Raw genomic sequence first — 15,150 nt, forward strand, 5'->3', positions numbered from 1 at the left:
CCCCCAGACGGCGCAGCTCTCCCCCAACGCCTGGCTGACCCGCCTGATGCCCCCGATGCGCCTGCACTCCGGATTGATCTACGCGGTGCTCCTCGCCGTGCTGACCTACCTGATGCTCTGGAGGACGACCTTGGGCTACCGCATGAGGGCCTGCGGGGCCGAGCCCCTGGCCGCGCGCTGCGCGGGCATGAACGTGAAGCGCCACCTCGTCCTGGCCATGCTTCTGGCCGGAGGAATGGCGGGGCTGGCCGGGGCCGTGGAGCTGTGCGGCGTGCATCGCCGCGCCCTGGAGGCGCTCTCCGCGGGGTATGGGTTCAGCGGGATCGTGGTGGCCCTCTTCGGCGGGCTTCACCCGCTGGGGATCATCCCCGCCTCGATGCTCTTCGGGCTTCTGATCGTCGGTGCGGACATGATGCAGCGGGCCGTCACCATCCCCGCCCACATCATCCTGGCCATTCAGGGTCTGATCATCCTGGCCGTCGTCTCCTCCTCGATCTTCATCTCGAACCGAGGCATACGGGCCCGGATCCTGTCCCACTTCATCCGAGAGGAGGCCTCCTGACATGGGCTGGGAATCCCTGTTCTCCGTCATGCTCGCCGCCGCCGTCCCCATGGCCGTTCCTCTGCTTCTGGTAGCCTTGGGTGAGATGTTCGACCAGAGGGCCGGACTGTTCAACCTCGGCGCCGAGGGCATCATGATGATGGGGGCCTTCGCGGCGTTCTTCATCGATCTGAAGTTTCATATGCCCTGGCTCGGCCTTGCGGCGGCCCTTGCCGTCGGAGCCCTTCTCGGGCTCCTTCTGGGCCTGGTCTGCATCACCTTCAAGGCCCGTCAGGGCATCGCGGGGATCGGCCTCTACATGCTGGGCTGGGGGATCTCCGGGACGCTCTTCCGCGTCTACGTCGGCGGCCCCACACCGGTCACCGGAATCCCCGCTCTGAGGCTGGACCTCCTGCGGAGCGTTCCCTGGGTCGGGTCGGTCCTGGCGACCCTCAGCCCCATGGACTATGTCGCGTTCGCGCTGATCCCCCTGTCAAGCTACCTGCTCTTCCGAACGTCCTGGGGGTTGAAGGTCCGCGCCGTGGGCACCACGCCCCGCGCGGCGGACACGCTGGGGATCGATGTCTCCCGCGTCCGCTACCAGTGCGTGATCCTGGCCGGGGCCTTCGCGGGGCTGGCCGGCGCGTACCTGTCCGTCTGCTCGGCCAGGATGTTCGCCGACAACATCACGGCGGGCCGTGGATTCATCGCCGTGGCGCTCGTCTACTTCGGGCGCTGGTCGCCCTGGGGCGTGGCGGGCGGAGCGGTGCTGTTCAGCATCGCCGCGGCGGCGCAGCGCCTGATCCAGTTCTACGGCATCAAGTTCCCCTACGAACTGGCCCTGATCGTGCCCTATGTTCTGGTCATCCTGGTGCTGGCCTTGTCCCCGAACCGCAGGCGCGTCGAGCCTGCGGCACTGGGGAAGCCTTACGACCGGGAGAACCGGGGTTAAGCCCGATCCCGATATCCCGGCTCTCCCGCATCCATCGTCTGGGCGGACGACCGGTTTCCACAGGGCCGAAGCTCTGCGGGGACCGGTCGCTTTTTGTCCCGCATCATGATCCTCTCACGTACATATCCCGTATGCGAAAATCCGCAAGAGCCCCGGCTTGTCAAGGACACGAAGGTCCTGTAGCATAAACGCGTCGCGGCATTTCGGAATTCCATTTCTTGTTATCAAGTTATCGAAAGGAAGTGTTCTTACAATGAAGATGTTCGTTCTGTCGCTCGTTCTGATGGCCCTTACCCTTTCGCCCGCCCTTGCCGGGGAGAAGAAGCTGCCGACCTTGAAGGCTTTGTCCACAGCGACCTGACCCGCATGCGTGCAGATGTCCAAGGTCTTGGACGAGATCAACGATAAGTACGCGGGCAAGCTGGTTGCGGAGAAGGTGAACGTAGAGGAGCACCCCGAGGTCGCCCGGGAGTACAAAGTGCGCTACGTTCCCACCCTCCTCTTCATGGACGCCGAGGGCAAGGTCGTCCAGCAGGAGGTCGGCTACCGCACCCTCGACGAGGTCCTGGAGATCTTCAAAAAAGCGGGGGTCGCCATAGAATAATGCTTGACATCATCAACGCCATCTCCTCCGTGATGTTCTCGAGCGGGCCCCTGCAATGGGCGGGGGCCTTCCTCTGGGGGATCGCGAGCGTCATCCTCAGCCCCTGCGGCATCGCAGCCATTCCGCTGGTCGTCGGCTACATCGAGAACACGGACAGCCCCAGCCGCTGGGAGGCCTTCAAGATATCCTGCGCCTTCTGCAGCGGAATCGTGCTGAACCTCATGCTGGTGGGGTTCGTCACCTCCAGCTTCGGTCTGCTTCTGGGCGGTAACGAACAATTCCTGACGCTCTTCGTCGCCGCGGTGTTCATCCTTATGGGCATCCATCTGACGGGGTTCGTGCATTTCAGGTTCTTCTCGTTCGGGGGGGGCGGCTCCACGGAGCGGCGCGGGCTTTGGGGGGCTCTGGTCCTGGGCATCGTGTCGGGGCTCGCCATCGGCCCGTGCAGCATCGCCTACATCACCCCGGTGCTTTCTTTGGCTGCGGCTCAGGCCTCGCACGGGCTCTTGTTCTCCTTCGGCCTGATCCTTGCCTATGCGTTGGGCTACAGCGTCGTGTTGATCGTATCCGGGACCTTCGCTCAGCTCGCCTCCGGCTGGCTCCAGAGCGAGCGGGGACAGAAGGCCCTGCGCGTTTTGAACTTCCTTTGCGGCGTCGTGCTGATCTGTGTGGGAATCTATCTGGCCCACGGCGTCCTGTACCTTTATTTCATCTGATTCAGGAACGAAACGTCCGAGTGAGGAGCGAAGCGCCTTGATTTCCGGCGGGCCGACTCCCCTCTTGTGCGAAAAGCGCCCTCCCGTAAAGGGATAGAAACAAAATGCGTAAGTCTGTGTGATGTAACGATTCATAGATATGGATTTATTGGTGCGACACAAAACGAGGCACAAAATCAGGGAGATTTGTGCCTCGTTTTGTGTCGATTGGAAGGGGTGTTATATAATTTTGAAGTAGAGATGATACGGATTGACATGGGAATACCAGGCTCAATGAAGAGAGAAGAAGCCTTGAGACGAAAAAAGTATTCAGCGAGAGTGCTGTGAGGATAGTTGCCGAAATGGTAAAAGCAGGGACGGAATAACGTCAGGACTGGATTCCCCGCACCTGCCGGAGGCAAACCATGGAACGACCGACTAGGGAAACACTGACCGTCGAGTTCAAAAGCGACCGCCGGCCTCTGCCGTTGGATGAGCTCTATAAGGCGCTGGTCGCCATGGCGAACACCGACGGCGGCGTCCTTTACCTTGGCGTCGAGGACAACGGGCATGTCTCGGGCGTCAGCGAACAGCACAAAAATCTGATCGAGATGGCCGCAAAGGTCCAGGCCCACACCGTTCCTTCGCTTGTCCTTACCCTTCGCCTGGAAACCTGGGATCAGCGCGATGTGTTGGCCCTGGAGGTGAATCAGTCCCGTCAATTGACGATGACGTCCGACAGGCAGTATCTGCGTCGGCGGCTGAAGCCGGACGGCTCGCCGGAGAACATCCCCATGCAGCCGCACGAGATCATGCAGCGGCTTTCCTCCATCCGGGCCATTGACCCTTCCGCACAGGTAATTGAGACAATCGCCGCCCGCGAGGCGCTGAACCCGCTGGAGCGGGAGCGGCTTCGCGGCATGGTGCGAACATACCGCGGCGAAGCGCCCCTTCTGGAATTGTCCGATGAGGAACTGGATAAGGCGCTTGATCTGGTCCGGGAGCTGGACGGGGTCTGCTATCCGACGGTCGCCGGCCTTCTGTTGATGGGACATGAAAGGTATATCCGCGAGTTCGTCCCCGGAAACGAAGTTCTATTTCAGGTGTTGGACGGCGTCAACGTACTGGTCAATCCCCCGGCGATGAGGGAGTCGCTGCTGCAGATCTTCGAGAAGGTCAGCCTGCTCTTTCAGTCGAGGGTTGTGGAACAGGAAATTCAGGTGGGGCTGTTTCGTGTCCCCGTGCCGAATTATGAGCGGGAGGCGTTTCGCGAGGGCTTTGTCAACGCCTTGGTTCACCGGGATTATTTTGTCTCCGGCGCGGTGCAGGTTCAGCTGCAAAATCGGGCGATGGTCATCTCAAGTCCGGGGGGGGTTCCGGAGGGGGTCAGCGCGGACAACATTCTGTCCGTGGCACCGACTCCGAGGAACAGGACTCTGGCGGAGGCCGTGAAGCGGATTGGTCTTGCGGAGCGAACGGGCCGCGGAGTGGACAAGATTTACAGCGCCATGCTTCGCAGTGGACACGAAATCCCCGATTATTCCGACAGCAGCGCGGCCAGCGTAATCCTGCGGCTGAACAGCGCCTTACTTGACGAGGAATTCGTACGGATGCTCGTAACGGAGGAGAGACGCATGGACAAAATGATGCCGGTCGACGCTCTGATCGTGCTGGCCACGCTGAGGCACGAGCGCAGGGCGACGCTTGACGAGCTGTCTCGCCGAATACAGAAGAGGGAGTCGGACGCGCGCAACACCGTAGAGTGGCTTGTGGAGCTTGGAGTGGTTGAGGGTGTCGGCAACGGCAGGGCAAGACGGTACATGCTCAGTTCAAAGATGTATGCGCTATCCGGCAACGAGGCGGGATATACGCGGCAGCACGGGATGACGACCCTTCAGGAGAAGGACATCATACTCCGCCATCTGGAAAGTTTCTCAAGGATATCCCGCGCCGATGTGGTCGAGCTGTGCCGGTGCGACAGAAACCATGCCTATTATCTCTTGAAGCTGCTGCTTCAAGATGGAATCATCAAAAAGATCGGAAGCGGGAAATCTGCATACTACGCGCAACGATGACAAGTCTGCAAAAGTCAGCGTAAAAGTCAGCGTAAGGCGAATAACACCTTGCAGCGTCTGGAAAATATTGGCGTTTGAGTCAGCGTAAAAGTCAGCGATGTATCCAGCAAGGGGGCAAGGGCCTGTGATGAGGTCCGTCCATCTGCGAAGGAACCTCTGAACGGGGCCGCGAGGCCCCGTTTTTTATGGTGCGCAGATCTTGTGGAGCCAGTGCTTAGCCTAACCCATAATCAGTTGAGCGGTGAACCATATTCAGGTCATGTCAGCACAAAAATAAGAAGTCGATAATAAAAGCGAAAAGCAGGAAGTCCAGGAAAATAGTATCCAACTTATCGCAGCGCGTAGCAATACGACGAAACCTTTTGCCCCTGCAGGCTGGATTGTAAATCTAAGATACTATCATTAAGAATAAGAACGGATAAAAAGAGCGGTGTGAAGAGAGGTGAAATATCTTGGAAAAATTCGCCTATTTCGGAGGATGACTCAGACAGAGCCTGCTCAAAAGATTGGCATTAGAGAAAACTCTATCACCAGCCGGGGGCTCTATCCTTGACAAGTGTTGCGGAAATACGCACAATGGTTGGCGGAATCGCATCCTTTTTCGCGCCGGGGCGTCCCGGAACGATGGACGGAGGTCACGGATAATTGCACATCAACACTGAAAAGGCCGTGGAGGTCAAGGGCTTCTCCTTCTGGTACCGGGGCTCCGAGTCCCCGGCCCTGGATTCGCTCGATCTGGAGGTGGAGCGCGGCCGCTTCGTCGTGATCATGGGCGAGAGCGGTGCGGGAAAGTCCACCCTCGCCAACAGCCTGAACGGACTGATCCCCCACTTCGTCCGGGGCCGGTACGAGGGCTCCGTGACGGTGGGCGGCCTCCCGGCCAGGGATACCCCCGTCAGCCGGATGGCCCGCGAGATCGGCCTGGTCTTCCAGGATTTCGAGGCCCAGCTTTTCTCCACCAACGCGGGGCTCGAGGTCGCCTTCGGGCCCGAGAACTTCGGCGTGCCGAGGCCCGAAATCGTCCTTCGCATCGGCGACGTGCTGCGGACGGTCCACCTGGAGGGCTTCGAGGGACGACATCCCGCCACCCTCTCCGGCGGCCAGAAGCAGCGCCTGGCCATCGGCTCCGTGCTGGCCGCGCGGCCGTCGGTGCTGTGCATGGACGAGCCCACCACGGACCTGGACCCCATGGGGAAGCTCGAGGTCTTCTCCATCGCGCGGACGCTGAGCGCCCAGGGGGATCTGACCCTGATCATCATCGAGCACGAGACCGAGGAAGCCCTGCACGCCGAGCGCCTGATCCTGATGAAAAAAGGGCGCATCCTCGCCGACGGGACGCCCGGGGAACTGCTGCGGGACGCGGCGCTCGTTGCGGAGGCCGGGATACGCCCTTTGCAGATACCCCAATACTTCGCGGCGCTGAACGTCTGCCCCACGGAGGAGCTTCCGCTGCTCCCCGACGAGGGGGTGGAGCTCTTCCGCAGCAGGGGGTTCACCCTCGACGACGCGCGCTGCCAGGAGCTTTCGGAGCGCGACGCCGAGCGGGAGAACAGCTATGGGGAGACGGTCGTCGAGGTCGAGGACCTGAGCCACGTCTACCCCAACGGCGGGGCCGCGGTGAGCGGCGTGACCCTGAGCATCCGGCAAGGCGAGTTCGTGGCCATCCTGGGGCACAACGGAAGCGGCAAGACCACTCTGGTGAAGCACTTCAACGGCCTCCTGCTCCCGAGCGGCGGCCGGGCGCTGGTCCGGGGCAGGGACACCGCGAAGCACTCGGTCTTCGAGATCGGGAAGGAGGTGGGGTATGTCTTTCAGAACCCGGACCATCAGATATTTGCGGACAACGTATTCGACGAGGTCGCATTCAGCCCCAGGATTCGCGGATGCTCCGCGGAGGAGGTGGCGTCGCGCGTGACCGAGGCCCTCGAGGCCGTCGGACTTCAGGGCTACGAGAAGAGGGATCCCTTCACGCTCGGAAAGGGGGAGCGTCAGCGGGTCGCGGTCGCCTCCGTGCTCTCGGCCCGGCCCGGCGTCATCATCCTGGACGAGCCCACCACGGGGCTCGACTACGGCGAGCAGAGGCGGATGATGGAGCTGATCCGGAAGCTCAACGAGGCGGGGCAGACCATCATCATGATCACCCACACCCTGTGGGTGGTGGCGGAGTACGCCCACCGCATCGTGGCGATGAGGGACGGCCGGGTGGTGATGGACGGTCCCACGCGGCAGGTCCTGGCTCGCGAGGAGGAGCTGGCCGCCTCGCACCTGAGGCCGCCCCACATCGTCAGCCTGGGCAACCGTCTGGGGCGGACGGTCCTCTCCGTGGAGGAGCTGGTGCGCTGCACCCGCATGCCTGAAAACGGCCGCTCCCCCCAAAATGCCGAGGGCGCCGCCGAGAGGGGGGACGCCTGATGGACCTGTTCCTCTACCTCGACAGGGACACCCCGATTCATCGGCTCGACCCCCGCACCAAGATCCTGCTGACGCTGCTGAGCTTCGCCATGGCCCTGATGTTCCGGGACATCCCGGTCCTGCTCATGGTGACGGCCCTGGTGCTGTTTGTCGGAGCCCTGGGGCGCGCGCTTCAGAACCTTGGGCGCATCCGCGGCGTACTGATCATGATCGCCCTGTTCTGCCTGACGATCTGGCCCCTGGCGCGCGGCGAGTTCTCGCTCTCCGGGGTGCTCTACGGCGCGATGATTGCCCTCAAGACGGACCTCATGATCGTGGCGGGCATGGTCTTCCTGAGCACCACCAAGATCGAGGAGATCGCCGAGGGGCTGGTCAGGCTGCACCTTCCCTACAGAGGAGCCTTTGCCTTCGCCACGGCCATCCGTCTGGTGCCCATGATCGTGGAGACGAGCCACACGATCATCCAGGCGCAGAAATCCCGGGGGCTGGACCTGGACTCGGGGAACTTCCTGGAACGAATACGCAGGCACGTCCCGCTGGTGATCCCCACGCTCGTGTCCCTGATCCGGAGCACCAACGTCTTCTCCATGGCGCTCGAGTCCAAGGGGTTCGGCTACAGCTCCAAACGCACGACGCTGCTGGACCTGAGGCTCGGGAGGGGCGACTGGGCCGCAATGGCCCTGGGGCTTGGCGCCTTCGCGGCCCTGCTGGTCCTGAAGCTGGCCCCCGGAGCGTATGCCGCGTGGGCCGCGTTCTTCCCGTGGGGGAGTTTCTGACGGAATCCTCGGGGCTTTGCCCCGAACTCCATCCGGGAGGCTTGGCCCCCCGGAACCCACTGAAATAAAAAGAAACGAAAAGAAAAGGAGCGGATGATTGATGAAAGAGGTATTCTCCATGTGGGGAAAGACCAAGATGGTCGTCCTCGTAGCGCTGTGCGCCGGCCTGTACGCGGCCCTGCTGATCCCGTTCAAGGGCTTCGTTCTGATACCCGGCGTGACCGAATTCCGTCCCGCAAGCGCGCTGCCGGTCGTCATGGGGCTCCTGTTCGGGCCCGCCGGGGCCTGGGGCTCGGCCATCGGCAACCTGATCGGGGACTTTTTCGGGTCGCTCGGAGTCGGAAGCCTCTTCGGCTTTTTCGGGAACTTCATCTTCGCCTACGTCCCCTACAAGATCTGGACCAACCTCGGCCTCGTCCCGAAGGGCGATCTCGAGCCCTGTGTGACCACCCCCAGGAAGGCCGCGGCCTACGTCGTCGCAGCTCTTCTCGGCTCCATGGGCTGTGCACTCACCATCGCCTGGGGGCTCGAGCTGCTGGGCATGGTGCCCTACGCGGCCCTGGGCACCATCATCATGCTGAACAACTCCATCCCGTCCATCGTGCTGGGGCTTCCCATCCTGATGGTGCTCTACCCGCGCGTCAAGAAATGGGACCTCCTCTGGACGGATATCGTGGACGAGGCGGACCAGCCCGTGCCGGGCGCCATGTCGAAGATCGGCGCCTTCTTCATGATCGTCAGCATCCTCTGCGGCTGGGCCGGAGCCCTGCTCCTGGCGCTGGGGGCCGGACAGGCCCTGCTGTACGGCGGATTCAATGCGGGCGGCGCCGTCGGTTCCTTTGGAGTCGTCCTGGCGTCCGGCCTCGGGACGGTGGGGATGGTCCTCTCGTTCTTCATCCAGACGACGGGAAAAGCCTCCGACCGCTGAGCGGCGCGGGAAATCCCCGAAAATCGCTTGTCGTCGTCTCGAAGCCTCTGGGTGCGCAAATTGCCCGGAGGCTTTCGTTTTGCGGACGGCTCGACGCCGAACGTTTTTCCCGCCCCTGGGTATCGACCCCCTATTTGTTTGCAATGACGTAATCGCAGAACAACGACACATCCGAATAACGACACGTCTGGTGCATTTTATTGACACACGTACTGCAATGGATTATATTTGTGCAAGTTTCTCATTACAAACAGTAAGGAGTGGTTCTCATGAAAGGCAGGAAGTTTGGTGTCGGCGCTCTTCTGGCCGCGTTCCTTTTCGCTCTGCTGGCTCTGGGCGGATGCGGCGGCGGCGGGGAGAACAACCTCGCGGGGCGGAATCCTCAACCCCAGCCTCAACCCCAGCCGCAACCTCAGCCTCAGCCTCAACCCCAGCCTCAGGTCGGGGTTCTGGACGGTTGGAAGGGGACATGGAAGAGTTTCTACGGTTCCATGGATGCGCCCGAGGTCGATGCCATCTGCGAGAAAGCGGCGGCGTCCCTGCCCGCTTATACCCCAAAGGGTGTGAAGGGCGCCCTTGGGCAGTCCTACCGGACCGATTTCGACAGCCTGAAGGTGGAGGGAAGCGGGATCACCTTCATGGATTCCAAGGGGACGTCCCTGGGAACCCTCACCTACGCGTCCCGCGGGGTCGAGAAACGGAAGTTCGGGACCTTCGACATCGAGTGGCATCAGTTCGAGGCGACAAGCGGCGCGTCGGATAAGGTGAAGATGTACAAGTATCTGGTGATGCTCGCGGTGCACAGTGATACACCGGAGGGGGTCAAGCACTGGCACATGCGCTACGGCAGCGAGAGTTTCAAGGAGCTGATCGACGAGGCCGCCAGGGCCATGTGGTGGCCGACGCTCTGCGCTCCGGGGGATGTCGCCCGCCTTCTTAAGGATATGTCGACCCCGGAAGCCATAAAGGAAGTCGTCGATATGCTCAAGGACGCCAACCCGCTCGAGGGCTGGAAGGGCACTTGGGTGAACCCCATCAGCTTCCTGGACGACCCAGCGATGAAGCCCGTCTACGAGGCGGTGTCGAAGAAGGCCGCGGAGAAGGGGAAGACCTATACGCCGGAGGCCGTAAAGGGTTTCTTCAAAGAAACGATGCTGAGGTCCGACTTCGCCGGAGGGGCGAAGGTCGAGGGGAATTCGTTCACCTTCCTGGACGACAAGGGCGGCGTCAAGGCGACGGTGTCCTACGTCTTCGACGGCATCGAAGTTCGGAAGTTCGGGGAGTATCCCATCCCGTGGTCCGTCTTCAAGGCCGAGGCCGAGGGTCCCTACAAGTATCTTACCCTGTTGCCGAAAGGCAAGGACAGCGCGGACGGGTTCATCCACTTCCACATGCGCTACGGGGATAAGAGCGTGGAGGCCCTGCTGGACAACCCCAAGTTGGCCTTGTGGTTCCCGACGCTCTGCGAGTCCACGACAACGGCTGAAAAGTTTGCCCACGACATGCTCGAGGGGGCGGACGAGATGGTGGGGATGCTGCCCTAGCCTAGCCTCCTGCATCGAGGGCCGGGGCCTCATCGGAACGGGTCGCCTGCTCGAAGGCCCCACTGCATAACGCGTAATATAAGGACAGGACCACCGGCCGCGCCGGTGGTCCTGTCTCCGTATGGCGGTCCCCAACCAGCCGGGCTTTTTGAGGCTGGGAGCTCAATGGCCCCAAAGATCACCGACCCGTTGTACAAGGAAATGGGCACCTGAAAAAGGATAGGGAGTGGCTCAAAAAAACGAGGAGGATTTGAGCGCCGCTGAACGGCGCAGTTTCGCTGATCCGTGCGGTGCCGAGACGAGCGTCATACGCCGGTGCGAGCTTTTGGCACCGAGCCGTTCGGGCCATTACCGATTGAGGGATATCCGTATCCGCTTCGCGGTCTTGAGAACAGTGCCTCATTTCTTGAACCTCGACCTGAACTCTTCTCTCTTCCCTCCTGCGGCCTGGAGGACTGCGGGCGAACCGCCCTCGAGGTCGTGTCGGTCCTGGAGGGCGAATATTGGGGCGAGGGCGAGGACACCGCAGGCACGGAGCGGACCGAGAGCCCCGACGGTTCCACGGGTAGGAATATGAGTAATCCTGACGTTTGTACCGCCCTCCATCGATGCTAGAATGCCAGTTGGTCGTGCCTGAGGGGAAAAGGGCAAAGCTCTGGATTTCAAGCCTATTAGGAGGGATTCGTGTTGTTTTTGAGAAACTTTCTGGTTTTGAGCGTAACGGCGCTTGTGTTTGTCCTTGCCGCGGGTGGAGCCGCGAACGCGGCGGTCGATTCCGTTGGCGTCATCGATATGTACGAGGTCACCAACAACCACCCGAAGATGAACGACGCCAAGGCTCAGCTGGCGACGATATCCCGCCAGAAGGAGACCGAGGCGAAGGCCGCCGCCGACAAGGAGTCCGACCCCGCCAAGAAGGCTCAGATCGTCCAGGCAAAACGGATGGAGCTGGCCAAGGAGGAGCAGAAGATCATGGACCCCATCTTCAGGGACTGCCAGCAGGCCGTCCGCGAGGTGGCCGTGAACAAGAAGCTGACCCTCGTCCTCAACAAGTCCGTCGTCCTGATCGGCGGTTCGGACATCACGCAGGACGTCATTCAGCAGCTGGCCAAGACCAAGAAGTAGCGGCCCGAGAGTGTTCACCGATGGAAAGGCTGCGCCCCGCGCGCAGCCTTTCTTCATGTTTCCCGGGATTTCCAAGGGCCCGGGGTTTCCCGATCCTGAAGGGAGCCCGAGGTTTGGCATGAAACTGTTCATCACGGATATAGACGACACGTTGTCGATCGGAGAGGCCGTCGCGGACGAGGTTCGGGAGGCCTGTTCCCGTCTCCGCAGCGCAGGCTGGGAGATCATGGTCGCCACGGGGCGAACCTACGGCACGGCCCGCGGACACATGGAGGCGATCGGGGTGACCCGTCCCTCGATCCTCTATAACGGAGGCCGCATCGTGGACCCCGTCGGGCGCCCCCTCTACAGCCGCCTGATGGAGGAGAACCTGGCCAACCGCATCCTGGAGTACGTCTGGACGCTGCCCCTCGAGCTCCAGGTGTCCGGCGACGAACGCATCTCCTGCCGGGAGACGGACACGCAGACCCGGAGCTTCTTCGCAAACCTCGGCCCCATACGCCTCGTAACGGAGCCGGTGGTGACGGAGCCCGTCTTCCGCATCTGCCTGTGGATGGAATCCCGGCTCATGCCCGAGGTGGAGAAGGACCTTCGGGAGCGCTTCGGGCGCGAGGCCGAGATCTGCCCCGGAGGCCCGCAGTTCATGGACATCCAGCCCCTGGGCGTCTCCAAGGGAAGCGCGCTGGACCGCCTCCTCGCGGAGCTGCCCACCCGGCCCGAGGTGATCGTGGCGGCCGGGGACCACTGCAACGACAGGGAGCTTCTGCGCCGCGCGGACGTCGCGGCCTCGCCCTCCAACGCACACGAGGCGCTGCTTCGGGAGGCCGACCTCATCATCCCCCCCGTCTCGGAGCACGGCATCCGCGCCCTGATCGACCACATCCTCTCCCCCGCCTTCGCCACGGCCCCCTTCGCGGTTCCGGGCCGCCGATTGTAGTCGTATAATTAACTAAGGACGCAGGATTACGGATGCAGGGAGGCGGCGTTCCGATGCGGGGTCCAATGAAGTTCTTCTCGATATTTGCAGCATTTTTTCTTCTTTTCTCGGCCGGATGGGGCGCGGAGGGAACCGCCTGGGCGCAGCAGGACAAGGACTGGACGTGGAAAGTCCTTGTGGTCGCCCCGGAGGGCGGCTGGGAGGACAACGTGGGGAGATCCATACGCGCGGCCCTCTCCTGGCACGAGGCGGAGATCGACGAGAGCGGCAAGGGGGTCAGGGGGCACGACCTCCGGTTCGTCTACCTTCCCCCGATGGACGAGGGCAGTACGGCCACGGCTCCGCTGCCGGTCGACAAATATACGGTCGCCTTGCTGAGTTTCGCCGCCCCCGAGGTCGACCGCATCCTGATCGGGAGGGCGGCCGCGCTCGGCATTCCCCTCATGCTGGCGAACGGGGAGGACGTTTCCTTCCACCGGGCTGACGGCCGGCTCCTGCCCTTCGTCTTCGGCCTCGACCTTTTTCGCGACTACAGGAGCGAGGCCCTGGCCGCCTACGCCGTCGAAACGCTCACTTCGCAGGACCGCCTGGCCCTCATGGGGAGCCGCTTCACGGTCCATCAGGAACGTGAGGCGAAGCTGTGCCAATCGCTCTTGCTCGACGCCGGATTCATGCCCATGCCCTACTGGGTGGACGCCTCGGTGACCGACACCTTCGCCCTTCTTGCGGAGGAGGTCGAGAGTTCCGGGCAGGGCGTCCTGGTCGCGTTCATGGGCAACATGGCCTCCAAGGAGATGTGGCGCACCTTCATGCGCACCCTCACGCCCTGGAGGCTGTGGCACTGCGGCAGGCCGGACGAGTCGTTTTTGTCCTTCCATGGGATGGTCTTCGCCGACCAGAACCTTTTTCTGGAAAAACACGGCGGCTTTCAGGAGCTCAAGCGACACCTGTGGAACACCCGGACCCTCCAGGTCCCGGACTCCGTCGCAGCAGGCCGTGCCGATGCCCTGGCCCAATGGCTGATCCAGGGGCTGAGCGCACTGCCGGGCCCTTTGGAGAGCCTGGACCGCCCGGCGCTGCTGGACCGTCTGGGCCGGGCCGAGCGGATTCCCTTCGGCAATCAGGTACTCGACGTGAACCCCGAGCTTCACCGGCCCCGCCGCCGTCAGGTCTATATTCTGGAGATACGGGACCGTGGGTATCTTCTTCTGAAAACGCTTTCAACTCAGGGGCCCGCTTATTTTTCATATTGACGCGAGCCTTTGGCCCGTCCCTCTTCCCCACGCCGTACCCGATCCTGCGCAGGCGCGATGCGGCGTGATAGAATATCGGGGCGGGCGGAAAAGTGCGGGGGTGGCGGAACGGCAGACGCACCAGACTTAGGATCTGGCGCCCTTGTGGCGTAGGGGTTCAAGTCCCCTTCCCCGCACCATAAGCGATCGACGCACCCCACGAGGCTCAATCAGCCCCGCGGAAGGCGGTCGCCCGTCGGCGTCGATACTCGGTCACTGGACCGCGCATCGACATGGACCCCAGTCAAAAAAGGTCAGTGTAAGTGAAGGAATCATGATATGGGCGTGGTGTGTTTTTAAACACGTCCTTCTTTTTGTCGTGCGGCAGGTTGTCATTGGCGGAGCGAGGCCGCTTGGGATTATAAAACCCCTCGATGTATACAATTCCCCTTGGTCTTGTCTTTGTTTGAGTGTGCGTGCATGAATATGGCAATCGCTTTTTTAGTATGAGATTCTCCTCTTCCAGCAAGGCTTTGCGCTTTTGAAGAGCCCTCACCTGTTTTGCGGTAATCACGGTATTATCGTCAAGCTCTACCTCCTAATAGGCTTTCATCCAACGGGCCAGAGCGCTCGGAGAGACTCCCTACTCCTCGTGCAGCTGACTTTGTGTCTTCCCATTGTGGTACAAACTCACGACGCTTTTCCTGAACTCTTCCGTGTGTCTCGGGGATTCTTTGGACAGCTACTCTGCACCTCTTTATCCAATGTCTCTTTATCAGTATAGAAGCAGTCTTGCCTTCACGCCATCGGTGTTTCCATCCCACTAAGGAAGGTTTCAAGGAACATTACTTGCCATCTGCATTTACCCCCTGTCCTGTTTCCATTCTACTAAGGAAGGTTTCAAGGGCTTTAATTCATTAAAAGCATCAATATTGATATTTTCGTTTCCATTCCACTAGGAAGGTTTCAAGGGTCGAGTTCCCTGCCCTGGGGAAACTCGGGATATTGTTTCCATTCCACCAAGGAAGGTTTCAAGGCGCTCGCGTGATGTCGAGGCGCGTTTTCGACCTGAGCCGGTTTCCATTCCACTAGGAAGGTTTCAAGGTGTTCGAGGCGGGGAAGCTGCCGCACCTGGCGTATTGGTTTCCATTCCACTAAGGAAGGTTTCAAGGGGCGCGACGCGCTCCATAAAACACGGGCCGAGGGGATGTTTCCATTCCACTAAGACCTGCTAGAAAAAGTCAAGGGTTTAGTTGAGAAATGGCAGCAGGGGGTAAAAGTTTTTGAGGATTGTAGGGTTTCTGCGAAGTCATGACGGCGTGAATTACC

Annotated in this window: 11 protein-coding genes, 1 tRNA gene and 2 pseudogenes; 13 read left to right on the forward strand and 1 reads right to left on the reverse strand. The window is 61.3% G+C overall.

Annotated features, from left to right (window positions below; genetic code table 11):
* The 13 genes and pseudogenes from ABLA28_RS06580 to ABLA28_RS06640 form a co-directional block, all read left to right on the forward strand.
* Positions 1–562 (forward strand): annotated as a pseudogene (locus ABLA28_RS06580) (hypothetical protein); the annotation flags it as partial.
* A 1-nt stretch (position 563) separates the two neighbouring features.
* On the forward strand, positions 564–1,493 hold the full coding sequence (locus ABLA28_RS06585) for an ABC transporter permease (RefSeq protein ID WP_299300093.1): 930 nt from the start codon (positions 564–566) through the stop codon (positions 1,491–1,493).
* Positions 1,494–1,869: 376 nt separating this feature from the next.
* Entirely contained in the window at positions 1,870–2,097 is a 228-nt protein-coding gene (locus ABLA28_RS06590; protein ID WP_347712998.1) for a thioredoxin family protein, read from the forward strand.
* Positions 2,097–2,813 carry a cytochrome c biogenesis protein CcdA gene (locus tag ABLA28_RS06595; protein WP_347712999.1) on the forward strand — a complete coding sequence of 239 codons (717 nt, stop codon included), beginning with the start codon at positions 2,097–2,099 and terminating at the stop codon, positions 2,811–2,813. The genes ABLA28_RS06590 and ABLA28_RS06595 overlap by 1 nt, the downstream gene beginning before the upstream one ends.
* A gap of 404 nt (positions 2,814–3,217) precedes the next feature.
* Positions 3,218–4,867 carry an RNA-binding domain-containing protein gene (locus ABLA28_RS06600; protein WP_347713000.1) on the forward strand — a complete coding sequence of 550 codons (1,650 nt, stop codon included), beginning with the start codon at positions 3,218–3,220 and terminating at the stop codon, positions 4,865–4,867.
* Between the two features lie 645 nt (positions 4,868–5,512).
* Positions 5,513–7,279 (forward strand): energy-coupling factor transporter ATPase, encoded by a 1,767-nt coding sequence (locus ABLA28_RS06605; protein WP_347713001.1) that lies wholly within the window; start codon positions 5,513–5,515, stop codon positions 7,277–7,279.
* On the forward strand, positions 7,279–8,055 hold the full coding sequence (locus ABLA28_RS06610) for an energy-coupling factor transporter transmembrane component T (RefSeq protein WP_347713002.1): 777 nt from the start codon (positions 7,279–7,281) through the stop codon (positions 8,053–8,055). Before ABLA28_RS06605 ends, ABLA28_RS06610 begins: the two co-directional genes overlap by 1 nt.
* A gap of 100 nt (positions 8,056–8,155) precedes the next feature.
* Positions 8,156–8,983 (forward strand): QueT transporter family protein, encoded by an 828-nt coding sequence (locus tag ABLA28_RS06615; protein ID WP_299302325.1) that lies wholly within the window; start codon positions 8,156–8,158, stop codon positions 8,981–8,983.
* 269 nt (positions 8,984–9,252) lie between these two features.
* Positions 9,253–10,527, forward strand: a complete 1,275-nt coding sequence (locus ABLA28_RS06620; protein ID WP_347713003.1) for a ZinT/AdcA family metal-binding protein — start codon at positions 9,253–9,255, stop codon at positions 10,525–10,527.
* A gap of 684 nt (positions 10,528–11,211) precedes the next feature.
* The gene (locus ABLA28_RS06625; RefSeq protein WP_347713004.1) at positions 11,212–11,652 is read left to right on the forward strand and encodes an OmpH family outer membrane protein; all 441 of its coding nucleotides are present in this window, start codon (positions 11,212–11,214) and stop codon (positions 11,650–11,652) included.
* A gap of 118 nt (positions 11,653–11,770) precedes the next feature.
* Complete coding sequence (locus ABLA28_RS06630) at positions 11,771–12,589, forward strand: HAD family hydrolase (protein ID WP_314718477.1); 819 nt, start codon at positions 11,771–11,773, stop codon at positions 12,587–12,589.
* A gap of 53 nt (positions 12,590–12,642) precedes the next feature.
* Entirely contained in the window at positions 12,643–13,842 is a 1,200-nt protein-coding gene (locus ABLA28_RS06635; protein ID WP_347713005.1) for a hypothetical protein, read from the forward strand.
* 94 nt (positions 13,843–13,936) lie between these two features.
* Positions 13,937–14,021, forward strand: a tRNA-Leu gene (locus ABLA28_RS06640).
* Positions 14,022–14,317: 296 nt separating this feature from the next.
* On the opposite strand, the pseudogene ABLA28_RS06645 reads toward ABLA28_RS06640, so the two are convergent.
* Positions 14,318–14,563, reverse strand: a pseudogene (locus ABLA28_RS06645) (transposase); the annotation flags it as partial.
* Positions 14,564–15,150: the final 587 nt, after the last annotated feature.

Source organism: uncultured Fretibacterium sp., assembly GCF_963544685.1.
Lineage (GTDB): Bacteria > Synergistota > Synergistia > Synergistales > Aminobacteriaceae > CAJPSE01.